The 20,295-nt window shown below is 31.7% G+C and carries 20 protein-coding genes; 17 read left to right on the top strand and 3 right to left on the bottom strand.

Going from position 1 to position 20,295, the window contains the following annotated elements; translation table 11 throughout:
- The first annotated feature begins 13 nt into the window (after window positions 1–13).
- The 3 genes from rpsF to rplI all read left to right on the top strand — a co-directional run bounded on the left by rpsF (window position 14) and on the right by rplI (window position 1,299).
- On the top strand, window positions 14–355 hold the full coding sequence (gene rpsF / locus VIX88_RS02485; protein ID WP_004920082.1) for a 30S ribosomal protein S6: 342 nt from the start codon (window positions 14–16) through the stop codon (window positions 353–355).
- Window positions 356–380: 25 nt separating this feature from the next.
- Window positions 381–683, top strand: coding sequence for a 30S ribosomal protein S18 (gene rpsR, locus VIX88_RS02480; RefSeq protein WP_004920080.1), 303 nt, complete (start codon window positions 381–383; stop codon window positions 681–683).
- A 118-nt stretch (window positions 684–801) separates the two neighbouring features.
- A complete protein-coding gene (gene rplI, locus VIX88_RS02475; RefSeq protein WP_064969896.1) occupies window positions 802–1,299 on the top strand; it encodes a 50S ribosomal protein L9 in 498 nt (165 codons plus the stop codon).
- Between the two features lie 193 nt (window positions 1,300–1,492).
- On the opposite strand, the gene VIX88_RS02470 is transcribed toward rplI, so the two are convergent.
- A complete protein-coding gene (locus VIX88_RS02470; protein ID WP_109475564.1) occupies window positions 1,493–2,539 on the bottom strand; it encodes a DUF4932 domain-containing protein in 1,047 nt (348 codons plus the stop codon).
- Window positions 2,540–2,596: 57 nt separating this feature from the next.
- On the bottom strand, window positions 2,597–3,559 hold the full coding sequence (locus VIX88_RS02465) for a Gfo/Idh/MocA family protein (RefSeq protein WP_013446801.1): 963 nt from the start codon (window positions 3,557–3,559) through the stop codon (window positions 2,597–2,599).
- 246 nt (window positions 3,560–3,805) lie between these two features.
- Here VIX88_RS02465 and queA point away from each other — a divergent pair, with 246 nt between their 5' ends.
- The 10 genes from queA to VIX88_RS02415 all read left to right on the top strand — a co-directional run bounded on the left by queA (window position 3,806) and on the right by VIX88_RS02415 (window position 12,794).
- Window positions 3,806–4,855, top strand: coding sequence for a tRNA preQ1(34) S-adenosylmethionine ribosyltransferase-isomerase QueA (gene queA / locus VIX88_RS02460; protein WP_064970530.1), 1,050 nt, complete (start codon window positions 3,806–3,808; stop codon window positions 4,853–4,855).
- Between the two features lie 83 nt (window positions 4,856–4,938).
- On the top strand, window positions 4,939–5,976 hold the full coding sequence (gene rlmN / locus VIX88_RS02455) for a 23S rRNA (adenine(2503)-C(2))-methyltransferase RlmN (protein WP_064970529.1): 1,038 nt from the start codon (window positions 4,939–4,941) through the stop codon (window positions 5,974–5,976).
- Window positions 5,977–6,311: 335 nt separating this feature from the next.
- The gene (locus tag VIX88_RS02450) at window positions 6,312–7,427 is read left to right on the top strand and encodes a DEAD/DEAH box helicase (protein WP_064970528.1); all 1,116 of its coding nucleotides are present in this window, start codon (window positions 6,312–6,314) and stop codon (window positions 7,425–7,427) included.
- A 15-nt stretch (window positions 7,428–7,442) separates the two neighbouring features.
- Window positions 7,443–7,880, top strand: coding sequence for a cold-shock protein (locus VIX88_RS02445; protein WP_064970527.1), 438 nt, complete (start codon window positions 7,443–7,445; stop codon window positions 7,878–7,880).
- A 32-nt stretch (window positions 7,881–7,912) separates the two neighbouring features.
- Entirely contained in the window at window positions 7,913–8,104 is a 192-nt protein-coding gene (locus VIX88_RS02440) for a cold-shock protein (RefSeq protein WP_064970526.1), read from the top strand.
- Between the two features lie 923 nt (window positions 8,105–9,027).
- The gene (locus VIX88_RS02435; protein WP_064970525.1) at window positions 9,028–9,363 is read left to right on the top strand and encodes a hypothetical protein; all 336 of its coding nucleotides are present in this window, start codon (window positions 9,028–9,030) and stop codon (window positions 9,361–9,363) included.
- 16 nt (window positions 9,364–9,379) lie between these two features.
- A complete protein-coding gene (locus VIX88_RS02430) occupies window positions 9,380–9,976 on the top strand; it encodes a hypothetical protein (protein ID WP_127919821.1) in 597 nt (198 codons plus the stop codon).
- 777 nt (window positions 9,977–10,753) lie between these two features.
- Window positions 10,754–11,533: a hypothetical protein gene (locus VIX88_RS02425; protein ID WP_237190392.1), complete on the top strand. Its 780-nt coding sequence runs from the start codon at window positions 10,754–10,756 to the stop codon at window positions 11,531–11,533.
- Window positions 11,534–11,551: 18 nt separating this feature from the next.
- Window positions 11,552–12,439, top strand: a complete 888-nt coding sequence (locus VIX88_RS02420; protein ID WP_064970521.1) for an Eco57I restriction-modification methylase domain-containing protein — start codon at window positions 11,552–11,554, stop codon at window positions 12,437–12,439.
- The gene (locus tag VIX88_RS02415; RefSeq protein WP_214194000.1) at window positions 12,411–12,794 is read left to right on the top strand and encodes a hypothetical protein; all 384 of its coding nucleotides are present in this window, start codon (window positions 12,411–12,413) and stop codon (window positions 12,792–12,794) included. The genes VIX88_RS02420 and VIX88_RS02415 overlap by 29 nt, the downstream gene beginning before the upstream one ends.
- Here the strand turns inward: VIX88_RS02415 and VIX88_RS02410 are convergent.
- Window positions 12,778–13,473, bottom strand: coding sequence for a TaqI-like C-terminal specificity domain-containing protein (locus VIX88_RS02410; RefSeq protein WP_214193999.1), 696 nt, complete (start codon window positions 13,471–13,473; stop codon window positions 12,778–12,780). The two genes, VIX88_RS02415 and VIX88_RS02410, sit on opposite strands and share 17 nt — an antisense overlap.
- Window positions 13,474–13,547: 74 nt before the next feature.
- On the opposite strand from VIX88_RS02410, the gene VIX88_RS02405 reads away from it, so the two are divergent.
- The 4 genes from VIX88_RS02405 to VIX88_RS02390 all read left to right on the top strand — a co-directional run bounded on the left by VIX88_RS02405 (window position 13,548) and on the right by VIX88_RS02390 (window position 20,148).
- Window positions 13,548–14,426 (top strand): IS982-like element ISRa1 family transposase, encoded by an 879-nt coding sequence (locus VIX88_RS02405; RefSeq protein ID WP_214193998.1) that lies wholly within the window; start codon window positions 13,548–13,550, stop codon window positions 14,424–14,426.
- Between the two features lie 312 nt (window positions 14,427–14,738).
- The gene (locus VIX88_RS02400; protein WP_064970518.1) at window positions 14,739–15,341 is read left to right on the top strand and encodes a master DNA invertase Mpi family serine-type recombinase; all 603 of its coding nucleotides are present in this window, start codon (window positions 14,739–14,741) and stop codon (window positions 15,339–15,341) included.
- A gap of 93 nt (window positions 15,342–15,434) precedes the next feature.
- Window positions 15,435–16,796, top strand: a complete 1,362-nt coding sequence (locus VIX88_RS02395; protein WP_064970532.1) for an ATP-binding protein — start codon at window positions 15,435–15,437, stop codon at window positions 16,794–16,796.
- A complete protein-coding gene (locus tag VIX88_RS02390) occupies window positions 16,786–20,148 on the top strand; it encodes a helicase-related protein (protein WP_214193997.1) in 3,363 nt (1,120 codons plus the stop codon). The genes VIX88_RS02395 and VIX88_RS02390 overlap by 11 nt, the downstream gene beginning before the upstream one ends.
- Window positions 20,149–20,295: the final 147 nt, after the last annotated feature.

Genomic DNA, 20,295 nt, shown 5'->3' with positions numbered 1-20,295 from the left:
AATTATTAACATTATGAATCATTACGAAACTGTTTTCATTTTAACTCCCGTTCTGTCTGACGCTCAGGTGGAGGAAGCAGTGAAAAAATTTGAGGATCTTTTAAAAGATCAAAATTGCGAAATCGTAGCCAAAGAAAATTGGGGACTAAAAAAGTTAGCTTACCCTATTCAATTGAAGAAAAACGGTTTCTATACTTTGATAGAATTCAAAGGTGAAGGAACTATCGTGGCAGATTTAGAACTTGCTTTCAAAAGAGACGAGAGAGTTATCCGTTACTTAACTACAAAGTTAGACAAGCACGCTGTAGAGTATGCTGAAAAGAGAAGAGCAAAACTAAAATCTAAAAAAGCTTAATTTTTAACCCCTAAAAAAAGAAACTATGGCAATAGATGAAATGGCACAACAAGCCGCACAAGGTGGGGAGTCTGAAGTAAAATTCCTTACACCACTAGATATCAATACTAAATCTGAAAAAAAATACTGTAGATTTAAAAAATACGGTATCAAATATGTAGATTATAAAGATGCAGATTTCCTTCTTCAGTTCGTTAACGAGCAAGGTAAAATTTTACCAAGAAGATATACAGGAACTTCTTTAAAATATCAGAGAAAAGTATCTGCTGCTATCAAAAGAGCAAGACATTTGGCACTTATGCCGTATGTAGCAGACTTATTGAAGTAATTATATAAGTTGCTGAATTAGTTAAATTAAAAATTCTAACTGTTTTAGGATATTTGGAAAGTCAACTATTGAGTTTGGATTCTAAACTTCTAAAACCTAAACAAGACAACAACAAACAATGGAAATTATTCTTAAAAAAGACGTAGAAAACTTAGGATTAGAGTTTGATACAGTAGATGTAAAGCCAGGATACGCTAGAAACTTTTTAATCCCTCAAGGATATGCAGTTTTAGCAACACCTAAAAATAGAGCGGTTTTAGCTGAAGTATTGGAAGCTAGAAAAGAAGAAGAAGCTAAATTAGTAGCTGCTGCTAACAAAATTGTAGAGCAACTTAAAAAGACTTCTGTTTCTATCGCTGCTAAAGTAGGTTCTGGTGATAAATTATTCGGTTCTATCAACAATGCTAACTTAGCTGAAGAATTAGCGAAAGCAGGTGTTGAGGTAGATAAAAAATACATCAAAATCCCTGGAAATACTATTAAGAGATTAGGTAAATTTACTGCTAAAGTAAGACTTCACAGAGAAGTAGAACACGACTACGAATTTGAAGTAGTATCTGATGCTCCTGTAGTAGAAGCTCCTAAGGCTAAAGAAACTAAAACTGAGGAGGCTTAATTAGTAAAGTTTTTTTCATAATAGAAAAACGGTTGTATCCAAAATGATGCAACCGTTTTTATTTTTGGTATCATTATAATAACTAAATAATAGGAGATGAAGGAATATAATCATCTGCTGTGAATGAGAAAAAGTTAAATGAAATCAAACTTTCTAAACTCTTAATTTAACCTTTTGTAAATACTATATGTTTTTATTGCAGTCTTTTAATTAAAATTGGATAGAAATCTTCAAAATTTTTATATTGTTTTCTATTATTTTCATATTGTTTTAACTCATCTATTATTTTTTCAACAAGATCAAATCCTACACTCTTTTCAAATGATAGTAGTTCATTTGCTTTTTCATTTCCGAAATTTAATTGAGTTATTCTTATTACAGTAGCTCTAACTAAAATTTCAATAAAAACATTTTTCCAACTTTCATAACCTTGTTCTTTTCCACTCTTTTTTAATTGTTCGTTGTAATATTTTCTCTCTAATTGATTTAATTTTTCTTGATATTTAATAACTATAGGATTAATAAAAGAGTGACTAAATTCATGGAGTATCAAGTCCATTTCTAAAAAGTCTTTATCAAAATGCGAATAGAAATCAATCTCCCCATTTGGTCCGATAATAGCATATACTTCCTTTTGCCCTTTTTCATTTATCATTTCTGAATTATAACCGCCAGAATGTAAAAAAGGTGATAAAATTACATTATATGAAGACAATTTAGTTCCATAATATTCTTCTAAATAATCTGGTAAATATCTAATAGTTTCTGACTTTAAAACATTTGAAATAACTTTTTCATTTATTGGTTTTATTTTTTTTAAATAATTCTGAAAAAGACTGTCTTGATTAAATTTAATGAGTTCAAGCCTGAAATCATCTAGTAAATACTCTTTAGATTCTTTGACAAAAGATATGTTTTGGTCTGAACTTTTTTTTGTTTTAACAAACTCTGGAAAATTTGAATGCTCTAAAAGCCAATCAACAGGTCGGGTAAATGCAAAGTCGTACTTTTTTGATAAGGAATCAAATAAAGAAACTGCACGATGATTTCTTAAACTTTTGAAATCATTATCCAATGCTATTTTGTTCAAACTAGGATGTTTACTAGTCAAAAAATAGTTACTATAATGAGCTACCGCATATAATGTTTCAATGCGTTCATCTATACTTATATTAAGTTTTGATTTTTGAGAGAAAAATAATTGACTTACTAACGAGAGTACTACTACTGCTGTTTTCATATTATAAACACTATTCTTTAGAATTACCACTGACAAATAAATATATGAGTAAAGAACCTAGCTAATAAGCCTCATAATCTCCAAAGCAACTCTTAAGGCTTCTGTACCGTCTTGTAGAGAGACTTCCACCTCTTTGTTATTGGTAATGGCTTCTGCAAAACTTTCTAGTTCGTCTAAGATGGCATTGTTAGGCTGTATGTTAGGATATTCAAAAATAATTTGGGATTTTTCGCCTTCGGCATTTTCAATAATCATATCAAAGTCAGAAGGGTTTTCAGGAGCGTCTTTCATTCTAATGACTTCGGCTTTTTTCTCTAGAAAATCCACGGAAATATAAGCGTCTTTTTGGAAAAATCTGCTCTTTCTCATCGCTTTCATAGAGATTCTAGAGGTGGTTAAATTAGCAACACAACCATTTTCAAACTCTATTCTAGCGTTAGTAATATCAGGCGTTTTGCTTACAATACATACACCGCTAGCGTGGATATTTTTAACCTTAGATTTTACAAGACTTAAGAGAATGTCCAAGTCGTGAATCATCAAGTCTAGCACAACAGAAACATCGGTACCTCTAGGATTAAACTCTGCTAACCTATGTATTTCTATAAACATAGGGTTTTGTATGTAGGGTTTGGTAGCAATAAAAGCAGGATTGTAGCGTTCCACGTGCCCTACCTGTGCTTTAATACCTTTTTCGGTACATCTACGGATGATGTCTTCGGCTTGTTCTAAAGTTTGAGTTACAGGTTTCTCTATAAAAAAATGCTTACCGTGGTCTATTGCTTTTTGGGCATAATCATAGTGAAATAGAGTAGGCGTTACAATGTCCAACATCTCAATATCGTTGAGTAAATCCTCAAAATTCGGATAGTATTTATAGCCAAATTCGGCTTCTAGTCGTTTACCATTTTCTGTATCAGCATCGTAAAACCCTACCAAATTATACTTTTCTGACTGTTGTAATAATCTTAGATGTATCTTCCCAAGGTGTCCTGCACCTACTAGTCCAGCGTTTATCATAACCAAAATTTAAGTACTTCAAAGATACTAATCTATTTATTTATAGTGAAAAGAATAATTACAGTTTTTATCATTATTAGTGAATTGTAAAAAATAATTGATATTTAAAGTATTGTAATTTAGTCGTTTATGTTTAGTGTGGTCTGCTTGACTTGACAAAGGGGTTTCGTAAGTTGTATATTTGCAACCGCAAACGGAAAATCATTTTCCGTTTTTGTATTTAAAATTTAAACATATTTATATAAAATGAAAACTTCTGATTTTAATTTCAATCTACCACCAGAGCTTCTTGCGGAACACCCTTCGGAGCACAGAGACGAGGCAAGACTTATGGTTCTTAATAGAAAAAATCAAACCATAGAGCATAAACTTTTTAAAGATGTTATAGATTATTTTGATGAAAATGATTTGTTTATCTTTAATAATACTAAAGTTTTCCCAGCGAGACTATACGGAAATAAAGAAAAAACAGGAGCTAAAATAGAGGTTTTCCTTTTAAGAGAGCTAGATAAAGAAACTCGTGTTTGGGACGTATTGGTAGACCCTGCTAGAAAAATAAGAATTGGAAATAAGTTATTCTTTGACGAAGATGAGTCTTTAGTAGCTGAGGTTATAGATAATACAACTTCTAGAGGAAGAACATTAAGATTCTTGTACGATGGAAGCTACGAGGAGTTTCGTGCTAAATTAAAGGAGCTAGGAGAAACACCTCTACCGAAATATATCAAAAGAGAAGTAGAGCCAGAAGATGCAGAAAGATACCAAACAATCTATGCTAAAAAGGAGGGAGCGGTAGCAGCGCCTACTGCGGGGCTTCATTTCTCTAAACATCTAATGAAAAGATTAGAGATAAAAGGGATTAACTTTGCCGAAGTAACGCTACATGTGGGCTTAGGGACTTTTAACCCAATAGAGGTAGAGGATTTGTCAAAACACAAAATGGAGTGTGAAGAGGCGTTCATCGACCAAAAAAATGCGGATATTATCAACAAAGCTATAGATGAAGATAGACGCATCTGTGCAGTAGGAACTACTACGATGAGAACCATAGAAACTTCGGTTTCATCTAACAGAAAGTTAAGTGCTTACCACGGTTGGACGAATAAGTTTATCTATCCACCATACGATTTTGCTGTGGCTAACTCTATGATTACCAATTTCCACACGCCGAAATCTACTCTTATTATGATGATTGCTGCATTTGCAGGTAAAGATTTTGTAATGCATGCCTACGAAGAGGCAGTTAAAGAGAAGTACAAGTTCTACTCCTACGGAGATGCAATGCTAATTCTTTAAAATGTAAATATAATTAACTTGAAATAAGGTAATAAGCCTTTTCGGAGGCTTGTTACTTTTTTATTATCACTCATTTCTGATAGATGAAAGACATTCGTACCCTTAGTTTAGATGAGCTTAAAGATTATTTTACTTCCATTGGGGAGAAGCCGTTTCGTGCCAAACAGGTTTATGATTGGTTGTGGAGCAAAAATGGGCATTCTATTGAGGAAATGACAAACCTCTCCAAAAATCTTAGAGAAAGGATAGCGCAAGATTTTGTAATTAAACCCGTAAAAGTAGATTTGCTCCAGAAAAGTAAAGATGGAACTATAAAAAATGGTGTTAAATTACACGATGGGCTTATGGTGGAGAGTGTGCTTATCCCTACCGATACGCGTACAACGGCATGTGTTTCGTCTCAAGTAGGATGTTCGCTTAATTGTGAGTTTTGTGCTACGGCAAGGCTAAAACGAATGCGAAATTTAGAAGTTGCAGAGATTGTAGATCAGGTGGCACTTATAGACCAACAGAGTAAGGCGTATTTTGATAGACCTCTTTCTAACATTGTGTTTATGGGAATGGGTGAGCCTATGATGAACTATAAAAATGTAGTGGAAGCCATTAGAAAAATTACAGAACCTGAAGGCTTGGGTATGTCGCCACGAAGAATTACGGTATCTACCTCTGGAATACCTAAGATGATAAAAATGTTGGCAGATGAAAATCTTAAGGTTAAACTAGCTCTTTCTTTACATTCAGCGATAGAATCTAAACGAAACGAAATAATGCCTTTTTCCACTAAATTTCCGTTAACGGATATTATGGAATCTTTACAGTATTGGTACGAAAAAACAGGCTCTATCATTACTTTAGAATACTGTATTTGGAAAGGGATTAACGATACCGATGAAGACATAAAAGCACTTATAAAGTTCTGTAAAAAAATACCTACTAAGGTTAATCTTATAGAATATAACTCAATAGGCGATGGAAAATATGATAGGAGTAATCCTGAAGCCACTCAGAACTATGTAGAACAGTTAGAACGCCACGGTATCACAGTTATGATTAGAAGAAGCCGAGGAGGAGATATAGATGCGGCTTGTGGACAATTAGCTAATAAGTCCACACAGGAGTAGTAGAAAAACATTTAATTAAAATAATCATCTTAATAACCAGTAGTTTAAGGTGATTATTTTTTTTATTTACTAATTTATGGTGTATTCTATTTTATTTACTCTACCTTTGTACCATCATTTAATGAAAACGGCTCCTTATGCCACTTTCTGATTAAAGTTTTTTAGAAAAATTATTCTTAATACTCCCTCAGTTTTTGTGTTTTTTAGTTGCCATTATCAATATAAATAATAGCATATTAAAACGAATAACAATCTAAAAAAACATTTAACACAGTCTTATTATTATGCGAAGGCAGTGTTTACTTTACGCCAATAGTTTTTTGGCAAAATCATTTATGAATTTTACACAATTATCATTATCAAGTCCTATTTTAAAGGCAATATCTGACGCTGGTTATACAACACCTACCGCAATTCAAGAAAAAGCAATACCAACCATTTTAGAAGGTAGAGACCTTATAGGGTGTGCCCAAACAGGTACTGGTAAAACAGCCGCTTTCTCAATTCCGTTATTGCAAATATTGTCAGAGACACCTAAAAAAGGCAAATCTATTAGAGCGTTGATTTTAACACCAACAAGGGAATTAGCGATTCAAATTCAAGAAAATATAGAGCAATATAGCAAGTTTTTGAATATAAAACATTTATCAATTTTTGGAGGAGTGCCTCAAGGGAAGCAAGAAAGAGCTTTGAGCCAAGGGGTAGATATTTTGATAGCAACTCCAGGGAGGTTACTAGATTTAATGCAACAAGGATTGCTTAGTCTATCTCAAATAGAAATTTTAGTTTTAGATGAGGCAGACCGTATGCTAGATATGGGATTTGTAAACGATGTTAAAAAAATCCTTACAAAAGTTCCTAAGAAAAGGCAGACTTTGTTTTTCTCGGCTACGATGCCTAATTCTATAAGACAATTTGCAGAAACTATTTTAGATAACCCTGCGGAAGTTACGGTAACTCCAGTATCTTCTACGGCTAAAACGATAGAACAATCTGTTTATTTTGTAGAAAAAAATGATAAAACCAACCTACTGATAAATATTTTAAAAGATACATCAGAGCTAAGGTCGCTTATTTTTACAAGAACTAAGCATGGGGCGGATAGATTGGTAAAACAATTAGGTAGAACAGGAATTTTTGCTGCTGCAATACATGGTAATAAATCTCAGAATGCTCGTCAGAAAGCACTTAAAGATTTTAAAGATAACCGTATCAATGTTTTAATCGCTACAGATATCGCTGCTAGAGGGATAGATATAGACGAATTGCCACAGGTAATTAACTATGAGCTTCCCAATGTGCCAGAAACTTATGTGCATAGAATAGGTAGAACGGGTAGAGCAGGAACTTCAGGAAATGCCATTTCGTTTTGTGGAACTGAAGAAAGAAAGGATTTAAAGAATATACAGAAGCTGATAGGTTTCACTATGACCACCGCACCTGCAATCTAATAAAAAAATAAAACTATGGGAGATACTTATTCTAAAAAAGAGAACGATAAGAAAAAACTTCAGAAGCTAAAAGATAAGGCACTTAGAAGAGAAGAAAGAAAACATAATAACAATAAAGGTAAAAGCTTAGATGATATGTTAGTGTATGTAGATGCTAATGGACAAATTACAAATACACCACCAGATTTATCAGAAAAAGTAGAAATTTCGTTGGAAGATATTCAGCTAGGAGCAGCCCCTCACGATGTAGATGAAACCTTTAACAAAGGTACGGTAACGTTCTATAACGAAGAAAAGGGCTATGGGTTTATTAACGATCATCGTTCTAAAGAAAGTATTTTCGTACATGCTAACCAATTATCCGAAGTTTTAAAGAAAGATGATAAGGTAAGCTATGAAAAAGAAAAAGGACCAAAAGGCTACATTGCCATCAATGTTATCAAGATAAAATAAAAAATAATATAATTAACTTAAATTCAATTACAATGCAAGAAGGCACCGTAAAATTTTTCAACGAAACAAAAGGTTTCGGATTTATTACTCCATCTAACGGAGGAGAAGATGTGTTTGTACACACAAGTGGTTTAAAAACTAAAATTCATGAAAATGATAAAGTAGTTTACGAATTACAACAAGGTAAAAAAGGGATTAATGCTGTTAATGTAAAATTAGCATAGTACTATCTTCTTTTTATCCTGAAAAATAGCAACACAAACAGGATTAAATAAAATAAAGCTAGTGAGAACCGTTTCATTTTTTGAGACGGTTTTTTATTTTGCTATAAAGAATCTAATGAAAATTTTTCGAAAAAAAGTCTAAAAATAAAAAACACTCATTTTACATAATGAGTGTTTCATAGATTTTACTGCAGAGAGGAAGGGAGGTGAACCTTAGTAATATTACTGTTTATATATAAAATGCCAATAAATCAATATTTTACATATATTTGCATAAGTAAATATATGTTTTTTTATGTCTAAATATTGAATTATTAGCACCTATGAATTTTACCTTTAAATTAAAGGAACATAATCCCGAACAGCAACATCAAGAAAGCAACATAAATTCATCCAACCAAATATACAAGAGAAAACGCTAATAATGCGTGTGAACATTTTTATCAACTATTAGCAAAAGTTAGGAGCTCATTCGCAACTTTGAAGGTCGATGCTCTCCCAACAAAGTTTCTTCTTCGCTCTGCGAGGATTTTCCCATATTAAGTTATTATAAGATTCAGCTTTATTAACCGATAAAAATAATACAAGATCAGTGAATAACCTGTATAAAATAGATATAGGTTGCTAGGAAACCTGTGTAAAAAAGATACAGGTGAACTCAATATTAAATTTAAGAATAATGAAGACATCAATCAATTTTAAAGTAGTAAAGTTTGATTCCGAAATTCACAATTTTAGAAAAAAAATCCTTTGATTATATCCGCAAAGATTTAACTCCAAATAATGAATATTGGATGGAATAAAAAATTGCTGACCGAATTCAAAAGATAGAAAATTATTGCAAGGAAAAATCAGGTAGAAGATTACAGAAAAATGCAATGCCAGTTCGGGAAGCTGTAGTTGTTATAAAAGAAACTACAACGATGCAAGATCTACATAACCTATCAAAAAGATTGGAAGAAGAGCTTAGAATACGGATTTTTCAGATTGCTATTCATAAAGATGAAGGGTATTACGATAAAGACACCAAAGCATGGAAACCAAACTATCATGCTCATTTGGTTGCAGATTGGCAGGATTTGGAAACGGGAAAAATGCTGAAACATCAATCTTTTCATTATTCCAAAATGCAAGATTTGGCAGCAGAATGTTTGGAGATGGAAAGAGGCATCTCTGGTTCGTTAACAAGATTGGAGGCGGTAGAATTTAAAATCAAGAAGAAAGAAGAAGATTTGAGGGTTTTTAGAAGAACGATATAAACAAATGCATCAGGAAATGAATTCTAAAAAAGCGGATGATTTAATTGTGAAGCAATCGGATTTTCTCGGTTTTCAGAAAATAAAAACGGACAAAACTATTGAAAATTATAAAAAGGCAATCAAAACGAATGCTATTCAAATTCTTAAAAACAAAACAGAGTTGGAATCTAAGCATAAACAAATTATAGAATTGAAAAACAAAATTGAAAGTCTAAAGAAAGAAGTTTTTATTTTCAAAAGCAAAAACTCCGCTCTCTTAACCAATGAAAATGTTTTTGCTGTTGAAAAGAAAAAATATCTGGAATCAGTAGAAAATACACTTAAAAAATCTATTTTACAGGAAAGTATAAAAATTCCGAATCTGCAAAATCTGAATGATACCGAAAGAAAGAGAATAATGATTGAGATAATTGAAAAAACTACTAAAGCAAATCAAATTCCTATTTCAGCAGTTGAAGAGATTTTTGAGGATTCAAGTAAAACAACTAATCTTTTTAAACTGCTTAATATTAGAAATCAAAAAGAAGAATTTATATCGAATAACATTAAGGATATTAAGGAAGAACATGATAAAATCACAAATGAATTATCAGGAAAAAAAATAGAAGTTTGAGAAGATGAGTTATAATAGAAACTAAGTGGGTTGTTGAGAGGGTTTTAACTATAGATTTTGCCAAAATTCACAATTCTAAAATAATTAGACTGAAAAATTATACTAAACATACCCTACCGATTAGCAACATATTTCTTATCTTTACAAGACTTTTAATACGAAAAGTATCAAGGAATGGACAAACTTATACAAAACTTCTCAGTAAAATTATTATCAGATTTTTTTTAAAACAATGCGAATTTAAAACCACAGTTAGAAGATTTAACCTATATTGTTGAAGATAAAGATTTTTCTGACTTTTCAGAATTAACGAGAATAGGAAATGTAGAGTTTAAAAATTCTGATGAACTTATTGTTTTCTGTTGTAAGCACAAAGGAATTTTAACTGAACGCTCTTCTAAGAGAAAGCAATTTGAAATTGCAAAATTAGTTCTTAAGGAAGATTTTAAAGATGGAGCAATTTTCGTTTTTTATGATGATGCAGGGAAGTTTAGGTTTTCATTTATCCGAAGAAACTGGGACGGAAAAGCAGATAAGAAATATTCTTCTTGGAAGCGCTTTACCTATTTTGTATCTCCAGAAGATACCAATAAAACTTTCAAACATAGAATTGGCAACTGTACGTTTAAAGATTTAGATGCTATTCAAGAAGCTTTTTCTGTTGAAAAACTAACAAAAGAATTTTACAATGATTTATTCAAGTGGTATCAATGGACTCTTGAATCAGAAGTTGGTATTACATTTCCAAACAATACATCTACATCTGATGATGATCGTGTGAAGCTTGAAGAACAAATGATTCGTCTAATTACACGATTATTGTTTGTTTGGTTTATCAAACAAAAGCATTTAGTTCCAGATGAATTATTTAAAAAAGATAGATTATCTGAAATTTTAAATGATTTTAATCCAGAGAGTTTCTCCAATGGAAATTACTATAATGCCATTTTACAAAATTTATTTTTTGCAACTTTAAATAAAGCAGTAATAGAACGAGAGTTTGCAAAATTAGCTGATAAGCGTGATATTAAAACCCGATATCGTTATTCGGAAATGTTCAAAATTGCTGAAGAGGAGGTGTTAAATTTATTCCGACCAATTCCGTTTTTGAACGGAGGATTGTTTGAATGTCTTGATAAAGAAGAAAGTACAGATGGGGTAAAATATCATTTAGATGGATTTAGTAGAAGTGATAAAAAATTTCCAAACGGAAACCTGAAGCACAGAGAATTTATTCCAAACGTTGTTTTCTTTGGCGATGACAAAAATGAAGGATTAATTCCTTTATTGGAGCGCTATAATTTTACAGTGGAAGAAAATGTGCCAAATGAAGTTCAGGTAGCATTAGATCCTGAATTATTAGGGAATGTTTTTGAAAACTTGTTAGGCGCTTTTAACCCAGAGACACAAGAGTCCGCACGTAAACAATCGGGCAGTTTTTATACACCAAAAGAAATCGTTGCTTATATGGTGGACGAAAGTCTAATCGCTTTTCTTGAAAATTCCCTCTCCTTTGGAGAGGGTCAGGGAGAGGCTATTCGTCAGCTTTTTGAATAGGAAAATTTACCAGAATCTTTGGCTGATGACCACGATTTATGTGAAAAAATAGCAAATACGCTCCGTTCCGTAAAAATCTTGGATCCAGCTTGTGGTTCAGGAGCATTTCCTATGGGAATACTCAACCGAATGGTGGAAGTTCTTGAGAAATTAGATGCTAAAAACAAAGCATCTCATCACGATTTGAAACTACATTTGATAGAAGAATGTATTTATGGTGTAGATATACAAACCATTGCAGCACAAATTAGCAAATTACGTTTCTTTATCTCCCTGATTGTAGAGCAGGAAGCAATGGATTTATCTAAACCCGAAGAGAATTATGGAGTTCTAACCTTACCAAATTTAGAAACAAAATTTGTAGCAGGGGATACGTTGATTGGTATGAAAAAGAAAAAAGAAGGCGATTTTGTAAACAGTCTTTTTACCGATCCACGCATTGATGAAACAAAACACCAACTAATGGAGGTGAGAAAAGAGCATTTCTATGCAAAATCTGCCTACAAGAAAAAAGAATTGAGAGATAAAGATGCACAGTTAAGAGCCGAACTTTCAAAACTATTGCAAGATAATAATGAATTTGCACCCGAAGATGCGATACAATTCTCACAATGGAATCCTTATGATCAAAATGCAAGTTCGCCTTTCTTTGATCCAGAATGGATGTTTGGGTTAGAAGAAGGATTTGACATCGTTATTGGAAATCCACCTTATGTACAACTCCAAAAGGAAAGTGGCAGATTAGCTAAAATGTATCAAAACTGTGAATATAAAACATTTGCAAAAACTGGAGACATTTATTCCTTATTCTATGAGCGTGGTTGGCAATTATTAAAAAACAGAGGATTTTTCTCGCCCAAAAGTGATTTATCCAAATATGACAAAATTTTTACCTTTTGTATATGATGGTAAAGGTTTTTTAACAAATCAAAAATGCTTTATCATAACAGGCTCAAAAGTAGAATTTCTAACAGCATTTCTTAATTCTTCATTATTCAAATATTGTTTTAAAGATGATTTTCCTGAATTGCAAGGAGGCACAAGAGAGTTAAGTAAAATATTTTTTGATAAAATTACTGTTATGCAAATATCAGAAGAAACAAACCTGCAATTCAAAAAAATTATTGATGATATTCAACAAATGAAAGAGAATGGCGAGTCAACCAAAGAACTTGAGTTAATTATTGATACTCTATTATTTAATTTGTATAATTTGAAAGAAGAAGAAATAAAAGAGATAGGTTTTATAGAATCTCTATAAAACCTATCTCTGTATCTGTTAAACGAATGTAATCAAAAATCATTTTTTCTAATTTTCTCTCAAAACTTTGATAAGGTTGTCCTTGTGATAAGTTTTCTATTATTGTTTTGACAAGCTCAATAATAGGATTCTGTTCTTTTTCAGATAATTGTGGAACAGGAATTCGTTCCATTACTGTATTAAACATTTGAATACCTCCGCCTTCAACTTCGATAAATATAATTCGTTTAAAATACCATTCAAAAAGTTTAGAATTTAAGAACGCAATTAAATATTCTAATTTTATTGAATTGCTTGTCAAAATGTTTGCGGCATTATTATAAAACATTCCTTCATTATCAATTAAAAAATTAATGTTTGAGCCTATAATTTTCCAAACAATTTTTTGTTTATAAAAATCCTCCATATAAGCACAGTTCCTTAAATTGTATGGAGTTTCTCCTTTGTCAGCTCGTTTTTCAAGTTGAGGATAATAATTATCTAAATGAGCTTTTACTGCAGGGTAATTATCTATATTTATGGGTTTTATGCCTTTTTCTTTAATGCCATTGTGAGTGTTTATTAACCATAAATCTGCAAAATCATAACTATACCTTTTTATATCTCTGCCACGCAAAATAGGTCGTATGATTTCGGCAGATTTTGGGTCTTCTGCTATTAACTCATACCCGTTGTGCATTATGAAATGAAAAAAACAAGAGTTGTTTATTAGACTGAAAATCAGTATATTGTTTTTGCTATAAAACGATATAAATGAACAACATAGAGCAAATATATGAAAGAATTTTGGAAGTTTTAGGACTTTTTTCAGAAAATCAACTGATTAGTTATCAGAGAAGAACACCTAAAATGAGCGATTTAGAAGTCATAAGTCTTAATATTACTGCTGAATACTTGAGTATTGATAGCGAATTACAGTTATTTAGAAAATTGCCAAACTCTCTGATAAACAAAATTGAAAGAAGTGTTTACAATAAGCGAAAACGAAGACTATCCCTACAAACAGAGCAAATTAGACAGCGTATTTCGATGGAGTTCAATGAGTTTGAAGATATTTTTATCGTTGATAGCATGCCAATGAAAGTTTGTGAAAACGCTCGTTCTACTCGTTCAAAAATTTGTAAAGAGCAATCCTATTCTTCACCAACATATGGTTATTGTGCTTCACAGAAATTATATTTCTATGGCTATAAACTACACGCAGTATGTTCTTTAAATGGTGTGATTAAGAATTTTGATATAAGCCCTGCATCCGTTCACGACATCCACTATTTAAAAGATATTGGTGAGCAAATGCGAAACTGTACTTTAATTGGAGATAGAGGCTATTTATCAGCAAAAGTTCAAATAGATTTATTTAACTATGCTAATATTAAATTAGATACACCAATGAGAAGTAATCAGAAAGATTATATTCCTCAATTTTCATTGTACAAGAAAAAGCGAAAACGAATTGAGACATTTTTCTCTCAACTTTGCGACCAATTTATGATTAAAAGAAACTATGCTAAAACTTTTGAAGGCTTTAAAACAAGGCTAATCAGTAAAATAACCGCCGCAACGGTTATTCAATATATCAATAAATTTATCTTCCAAAGAAAATTAAATCATCTAAAAATCAGTATTATTTAAAATGCACAACGAGTTAACTCATCTTTTTTCTTACCATCTATGATAAAAGCCTCATTATAACCAGTTAAAATTCCACGATAGATGTTAATATTCCAGTCTTTCAAAGGAACGCCTATTGCTTCAATTTTAGCTTTTATCCTTTGCTCTATTTCACTTAAAATTATCCAGCTTTCACTTGTGCTAAAATTGCATTTTGTAGCATTTTGTCTAAAATAAACGCTGAACTTGCTGCTATATTTATTGTTTATATTTATTTTAGACAGTTAACATTTAATTTAAACCAAAACTGAATAATAACTTAAACAATTTAATATGATTTACGGATACATTAGGGTAAGTACAGACAAGCAAACTGTAGAAAATCAAAGATTTGAAATTAACCATTTTTGCGAAAGACAAGAAATAATAGTGAATAAATGGATTGAAGAAACCATATCAGGAGCTAAAAATGTAGATGATCGAAAACTAGGTAAGCTTCTCAAAAAAATGAAAAAAGGAGATATACTTATTTGCTCTGAACTTTCCCGTTTGGGAAGAAATCTATTAATGATTATGGGTGTTCTAAATGAATGTATGAATCGTGATATTCAGGTTTGGACAATAAAAGATAATTACCGTTTAGGAAGTGATATCAATTCCAAAGTTTTAGCATTTGCTTTTGGTCTTTCGGCAGAAATTGAAAGAAATCTTATTTCTCAAAGAACCAAAGAAGCATTGGCAAGAAAGCGGGCAGAAGGTGTTGTTCTCGGTCGTCCATTGGGAAGTAAATCTGCTAAAACCAAACTTACGGGGCAGGAAAAAAAGATTCAAGAATTGCTTGATAAAAAAGTTTCCTATTCCGCAATAGGTAGAATTTTAAATGTCCACAGATTGACTGTAAGTAGTTTTGTAAAAAGGCAGAAATTAAGTTATTAGAAAAATTGCCTTTGTTTTGTTACAAAATAAAATAAAAATTACCTTTGTTTTGTTACAGAATTTTAGTAAATTTGGGTTTGTTTTATGATAAGAATGAATTTTAAACGACATATTTTCGATGAGTTGGTTCAATGGAAAACGAGTTCTAATGCCAAACCGTTGATACTAAGAGGAGCTCGACAAGTAGGAAAAACGACCTTGGTTCGCAGTTTAGGGGAAAGTTATACCCATTTTATAGAGCTTAATTTAGAAAAAAGCGAAGATGCAAGTCTCGTAGAACGAAGTAATAGTGTACAGGAATTGGTCAATTTTTTGGCATTAAAAAATGAAATCTCCCCAAAAGATTTCCCAAATACACTGCTTTTTATTGATGAAATCCAGGAATCCGAAAAAGCAATTTCTTTTTTGCGTTATTTTTATGAGGACTTGCCAGAATTGAATGTCATTGCTGCGGGTTCTTTGCTGGAGCATACCTTAAAGAAAACTAAAAATTATCCAGTAGGTAGGATTAATTATCTGTATTTGTTTCCTTTAAATTTTCAGGAATATCTTGAAGCACAGGGGAAAAATAATTTGTTGGAACGATTTCGGAATGTTCCCGTTGACGACATTGCCCACGAACTTTTGATGAAAGAGTTCCACACCTATTGTATTATCGGAGGAATGCCAGAAATTGTTGCCAACTATGTTGCTCATAAAGATTTATTAGCACTTCCACAGATTTATGAAAGTATTTGGAATACCTACAAAGATGATGTGATAAAATACGCAGATAGTAAATCGGAAGAAAATGTGATGAAACATATCGTAAATACCGCTGCATCATTTGTTGACCAACGGATTAAATTTCAAAATTTCGGACACTCTAATTATAAGTCGAGGGAAGTGAGCGAGGCATTTAATAATTTAGATGCCGCAAAGGTCATTCAGGTAATTTATCCTTGTACCAATGTAGAGCCGCCAATTCTTCCAGATTACAAAAAATCGCCACGATTACAATTTTTGGATACAGGAATTTTAAATTTTGATCTGAATATTCAAGCCGATTTATTGCTAATGAAAGACCTTAGCGAAGCATACAAAGGAGCGATTATACCCCATATTGTTAATCAGGAAGTTTTGTCTTTGAATACTACAGATTACAAAAAGACCAATTTTTGGGTTCGGGACAAAACGCAATCATCAGCAGAGGTAGATTTGCTCATTGCCCACGGAAAATTCATGATTCCTATTGAAATTAAATCGGGGAAAACGGGAAGTTTGAAATCCTTGCATCAATTTGTGAATCAAACCCCTCATCAATTCGCAGTCAGAATGTATGGAGGAAAATTCAACATTGAAGAAACCGTTACACCAGAAGGGAAACCTTACTTGTTAATGAATTTGCCCTATTATTTAGGGACGTATTTAAAACAATATATCCATTACTTTATCACTAAATACAATGTCGAATAATTTTATTACCAATAATAAACAACAAAAAACACTAAAAGGAAGATTGAATACTTTGATTTCCATTAGTGATGAGCTGAAATTTCTAGTAGGTTATTTTTATTTTTCAGGATGGTCAGATATCTACTTAAGTCTTCAAAAAAATCCTCAACAAAAATTAAAATTGTTAGTGGGGTTACAAGTTTGTAATTATTTAGGCAATATCATTGAATATGCAGAAAAAGATGAAGAAGACAGCTCAAGAGATGAAGAGTTTCAGAAATATCTTGTATCACTTGGTTTTGCTTTGAACAATGAAGAAATGGATACAGAAGAATTTTACAATCAAGTGGGATTTTTTGTACAAATGATTGAAGAAAACAGATTGGAAATTCGTAAAACAGAAAATCCCAATCACGCAAAATTATATCTCTTCCATCTAAATGAAGATCAGGCAGAAAAACAAGGTATGCCTGGACAATTTATAACAGGAAGTAGTAATTTAACACGTTCGGGACTACATAATCAAGAAGAATTTAATGTAGAAATTAAAGATTATGGATATGCAGATGCAGTTCAGTATTTTGATGAATTATGGGAGCGGGCAACTCCAATTACTGAGCATCTGGATAATCGCAAAATATTGATTGATTTTATTAAAAATAAAACACAAGTTGCTACAATTACACCTTTTGAAGCGTATTGTTTGGTTATAAAAACATATCTCGACCTACAAAATCAGGAGAATGAAGAAGTAGATTTAGATACTTTATTGGAAAAAATTGATCTTAAGAAGTTCAGTTATCAGTCAGATGCAGTAAATCAGGCGATTCAAATGATAAAAGAACACAACGGTTGTATCATTGCGGACGTAGTAGGTTTGGGTAAATCAGTGATTGCGTCTATGATTGCCCGACAGATGAATAAACGAGGCATCATTATTTGTCCTCCTGGATTAATTGGCGACCCTGAAAAAAAGGACAGTGGTTGGTGGGAATATCTTGAAAAATTCGGATTACATAATTGGCAGGTATACAGTCGTGGAATAATTGATAGAATAGCAGATAACATTGAAGGAAGAGATTTTGAAGTAGTGATAGTAGATGAAGCCCATTATTTTCGTAATCAGGATACATCTGATTATGAAGCTTTATCAATGATTTGTCGTGGTAAAAAAGTAATTCTATTATCTGCAACACCTTTCAATAATTCTCCAGCAGACATTTTTTCTTTATTAAAACTATTTATTGTTCCAGGTAAATCAACGATATCTTTAGAGGATAATCTCGCAGGTAAGTTCAGTCGCTTAAATTATGAATATAAACAGTTGTCTGTCATTTTTAAAAATTGGAATTCTTCGGATGATAAAAAAAGAAAACAAGCAGAAAGCTATTATACTACAATGATAGATGAAAATCTCCCGATTGATATTAAGAAAGTAAAAGCTCAAACGAAACGCCTTTCAAACGATATCAAACGCATTATTAGTCCAGTAGTAATTCGTAGAAATCGTTTGGATTTAAAACAAGATTATATTTACGCAAAAGAAGTAGGAGATTTGTCGGAAGTGAAAGATCCTGAGGAAGTTTTTTATTATTTAGATAAGGAACAAGATGAATTTTATGACAGTATCATCAGTAAATATTTTGCTGAGAATGGTGTTTTTACTGGTGCCATTTATCAGCCGTTCAGTTATGAAAAAATATTGAGTGATAAGCTTGATGAATTTGGAAACCGACAATACAACCAACAGAAAAACTTGTACGATTTTATGCGTCGTATTTTAGTGAAACGATTTGAATCTTCGTTTGGTTCTTTTGAAAAATCCATAGAAAGATTCTTGCAAGTACATTTATTGGTAAAAGATTTTGTTGACAAAACGGGTAAGTTTATTTTAGACAGATCTTTTATTGATAGAATAAAAGACTTTGAATTGGAAGAAATTGAAGCCAATCTAGAGAAGTATGCAGCGGGAGATCTCAAGCGAAAAACTCCTAAAAATACTGAAGTTTATAATGTTGATACTTTTCATAGACGACAAGAGTTTTTAGATGATATAGATTCGGATATTCAATTATTTAAAGATATTCAAAAGCGACTGAAAGATTTAAGATTAGTAGAGAATGACCCTAAACAGGAAGAAATTATCCGAAAAATCAAACATCTTTTAGCAAATGAGCCGAACAGAAAAATTATTTTATTTTCAGAATATGTAGATACAATCCATCACCTTGAAAAACGATTTAAATCAGAATTCAAAAATGAGGTATTAGTTTGTGATGGTAAAGTATCCAAAGATTTGGCAAGGCATTTAAACAGTGATTTTAATGCCCAATATAATAGGGGATTGAAAACCAATCATTTTAAAATTTTATTAACCTCTGACAAGTTATCTGAAGGATTTAATCTCAATAGAGCAGGTGTTATTATTAACTATGACATTCCATGGAATCCGACACGGGTTATTCAGCGTGTAGGGCGAATCAATCGTATTGGTTCAAAAGTTTACGATGAACTATTTATTCTTAATTTCTTTCCTTCATTGAAAGGAGCTGATATTGTAAAATCAAGAGAGATAGCTCAACAAAAAATGTTTTTAATTCATAATGCTTTGGGAGAAGATGCTAAAATTTTTGATGAGGATGAAGAACCTACTCCCGCTTCATTAGGCTCAAGAATCAATAGTAATCCACAGGAAGAAGGTGAAGTTAATACTATAACAAAAATTAGAAACCTTTATGCTGATTTACAAAATAAGCACCCAGAAATTATTAAAAAAATAAGTGAATTACCGCCACGCGTAAAAACAGCAAAAAGTTATTCTGAATATGAGTTAAATGTTTTAAGACGAAAAGGTTTGAGTTTATTTGCCCAAACAGTTGGAAAGAATGAAAACAAAATTATTAGAGAAATTGACTTTGAAGAACTTTTACAAAAAATAGAATGTAAGATTAACGAACCAACTTTAAAACTTTCTTCTATTTTTTGGGGATTATATGAAGAAGTAAAAGAATTTAAACCCAAGTATAAAATGGGTAGAACGGAAATATCTTTAGAGCAGAAAGCTGAGATTAACTTGAAAAAATCACTTAAAATTTTAAAGAATTTGAATTATGAAAATCTAAATTTTATTCAAATGCTCATAAAGGATTTACGCTATTATCATACATTGTCTATTGGAAGTATTAGGCGTATTGGAGGGCAGGAATTGTCAGATGATAAACATTCTATTCGCTCTTTCTTGGAAGAAATTACTTATTTAAAAAAACAACTCGGTGAAAACTATCTTGATGATATTGAATTGAAATCAAAAGGTAAAAGCAAAGAGGTTATCATCGCAATAGAGAATAATGATGAGAAAGAATTATTTAATTGATTTGAACGGTAAATTTAATCTCTTCATTAATTACTTTTTAAAACTATGTTGAAACTAGAAATATAAAGCATGACATTCATACTTAATTATTTTTTAGGATAGTAATAAGAAAATACTTTTAGCACCTAAATTAGCACTTTAAAATGT

Source organism: Riemerella anatipestifer, assembly GCF_035666175.1.
GTDB classification, from domain to species: Bacteria; Bacteroidota; Bacteroidia; order Flavobacteriales; family Weeksellaceae; genus Riemerella; species Riemerella anatipestifer_D.
Note: the sequence above shows the minus strand (reverse complement) of the source record. Positions and strands in the feature narration are given on the sequence as shown.

What these genes read in the sequence shown, in the direction of transcription:
- rplI (WP_064969896.1), top strand. Translation starts at nt 802, where the DNA reads ATGGAAATTATTCTTAAAAAAGACGTAGAAAACTTAGGATTAGAGTTT.
- VIX88_RS02415 (WP_214194000.1), top strand. Translation starts at nt 12,411, where the DNA reads ATGACAAAATTTTTACCTTTTGTATATGATGGTAAAGGTTTTTTAACA.
- VIX88_RS02465 (WP_013446801.1), bottom strand. Translation starts at nt 3,559, where the DNA reads ATGATAAACGCTGGACTAGTAGGTGCAGGACACCTTGGGAAGATACAT.
- VIX88_RS02395 (WP_064970532.1), top strand. Translation starts at nt 15,435, where the DNA reads ATGAATTTTAAACGACATATTTTCGATGAGTTGGTTCAATGGAAAACG.
- VIX88_RS02435 (WP_064970525.1), top strand. Translation starts at nt 9,028, where the DNA reads ATGCAAGATCTACATAACCTATCAAAAAGATTGGAAGAAGAGCTTAGA.
- VIX88_RS02400 (WP_064970518.1), top strand. Translation starts at nt 14,739, where the DNA reads ATGATTTACGGATACATTAGGGTAAGTACAGACAAGCAAACTGTAGAA.
- VIX88_RS02445 (WP_064970527.1), top strand. Translation starts at nt 7,443, where the DNA reads ATGGGAGATACTTATTCTAAAAAAGAGAACGATAAGAAAAAACTTCAG.
- rpsR (WP_004920080.1), top strand. Translation starts at nt 381, where the DNA reads ATGGCAATAGATGAAATGGCACAACAAGCCGCACAAGGTGGGGAGTCT.
- VIX88_RS02410 (WP_214193999.1), bottom strand. Translation starts at nt 13,473, where the DNA reads ATGCACAACGGGTATGAGTTAATAGCAGAAGACCCAAAATCTGCCGAA.
- VIX88_RS02440 (WP_064970526.1), top strand. Translation starts at nt 7,913, where the DNA reads ATGCAAGAAGGCACCGTAAAATTTTTCAACGAAACAAAAGGTTTCGGA.
- VIX88_RS02470 (WP_109475564.1), bottom strand. Translation starts at nt 2,539, where the DNA reads ATGAAAACAGCAGTAGTAGTACTCTCGTTAGTAAGTCAATTATTTTTC.
- rpsF (WP_004920082.1), top strand. Translation starts at nt 14, where the DNA reads ATGAATCATTACGAAACTGTTTTCATTTTAACTCCCGTTCTGTCTGAC.
- VIX88_RS02405 (WP_214193998.1), top strand. Translation starts at nt 13,548, where the DNA reads ATGAACAACATAGAGCAAATATATGAAAGAATTTTGGAAGTTTTAGGA.
- queA (WP_064970530.1), top strand. Translation starts at nt 3,806, where the DNA reads ATGAAAACTTCTGATTTTAATTTCAATCTACCACCAGAGCTTCTTGCG.
- VIX88_RS02430 (WP_127919821.1), top strand. Translation starts at nt 9,380, where the DNA reads ATGAATTCTAAAAAAGCGGATGATTTAATTGTGAAGCAATCGGATTTT.
- VIX88_RS02450 (WP_064970528.1), top strand. Translation starts at nt 6,312, where the DNA reads ATGAATTTTACACAATTATCATTATCAAGTCCTATTTTAAAGGCAATA.
- rlmN (WP_064970529.1), top strand. Translation starts at nt 4,939, where the DNA reads ATGAAAGACATTCGTACCCTTAGTTTAGATGAGCTTAAAGATTATTTT.
- VIX88_RS02390 (WP_214193997.1), top strand. Translation starts at nt 16,786, where the DNA reads ATGTCGAATAATTTTATTACCAATAATAAACAACAAAAAACACTAAAA.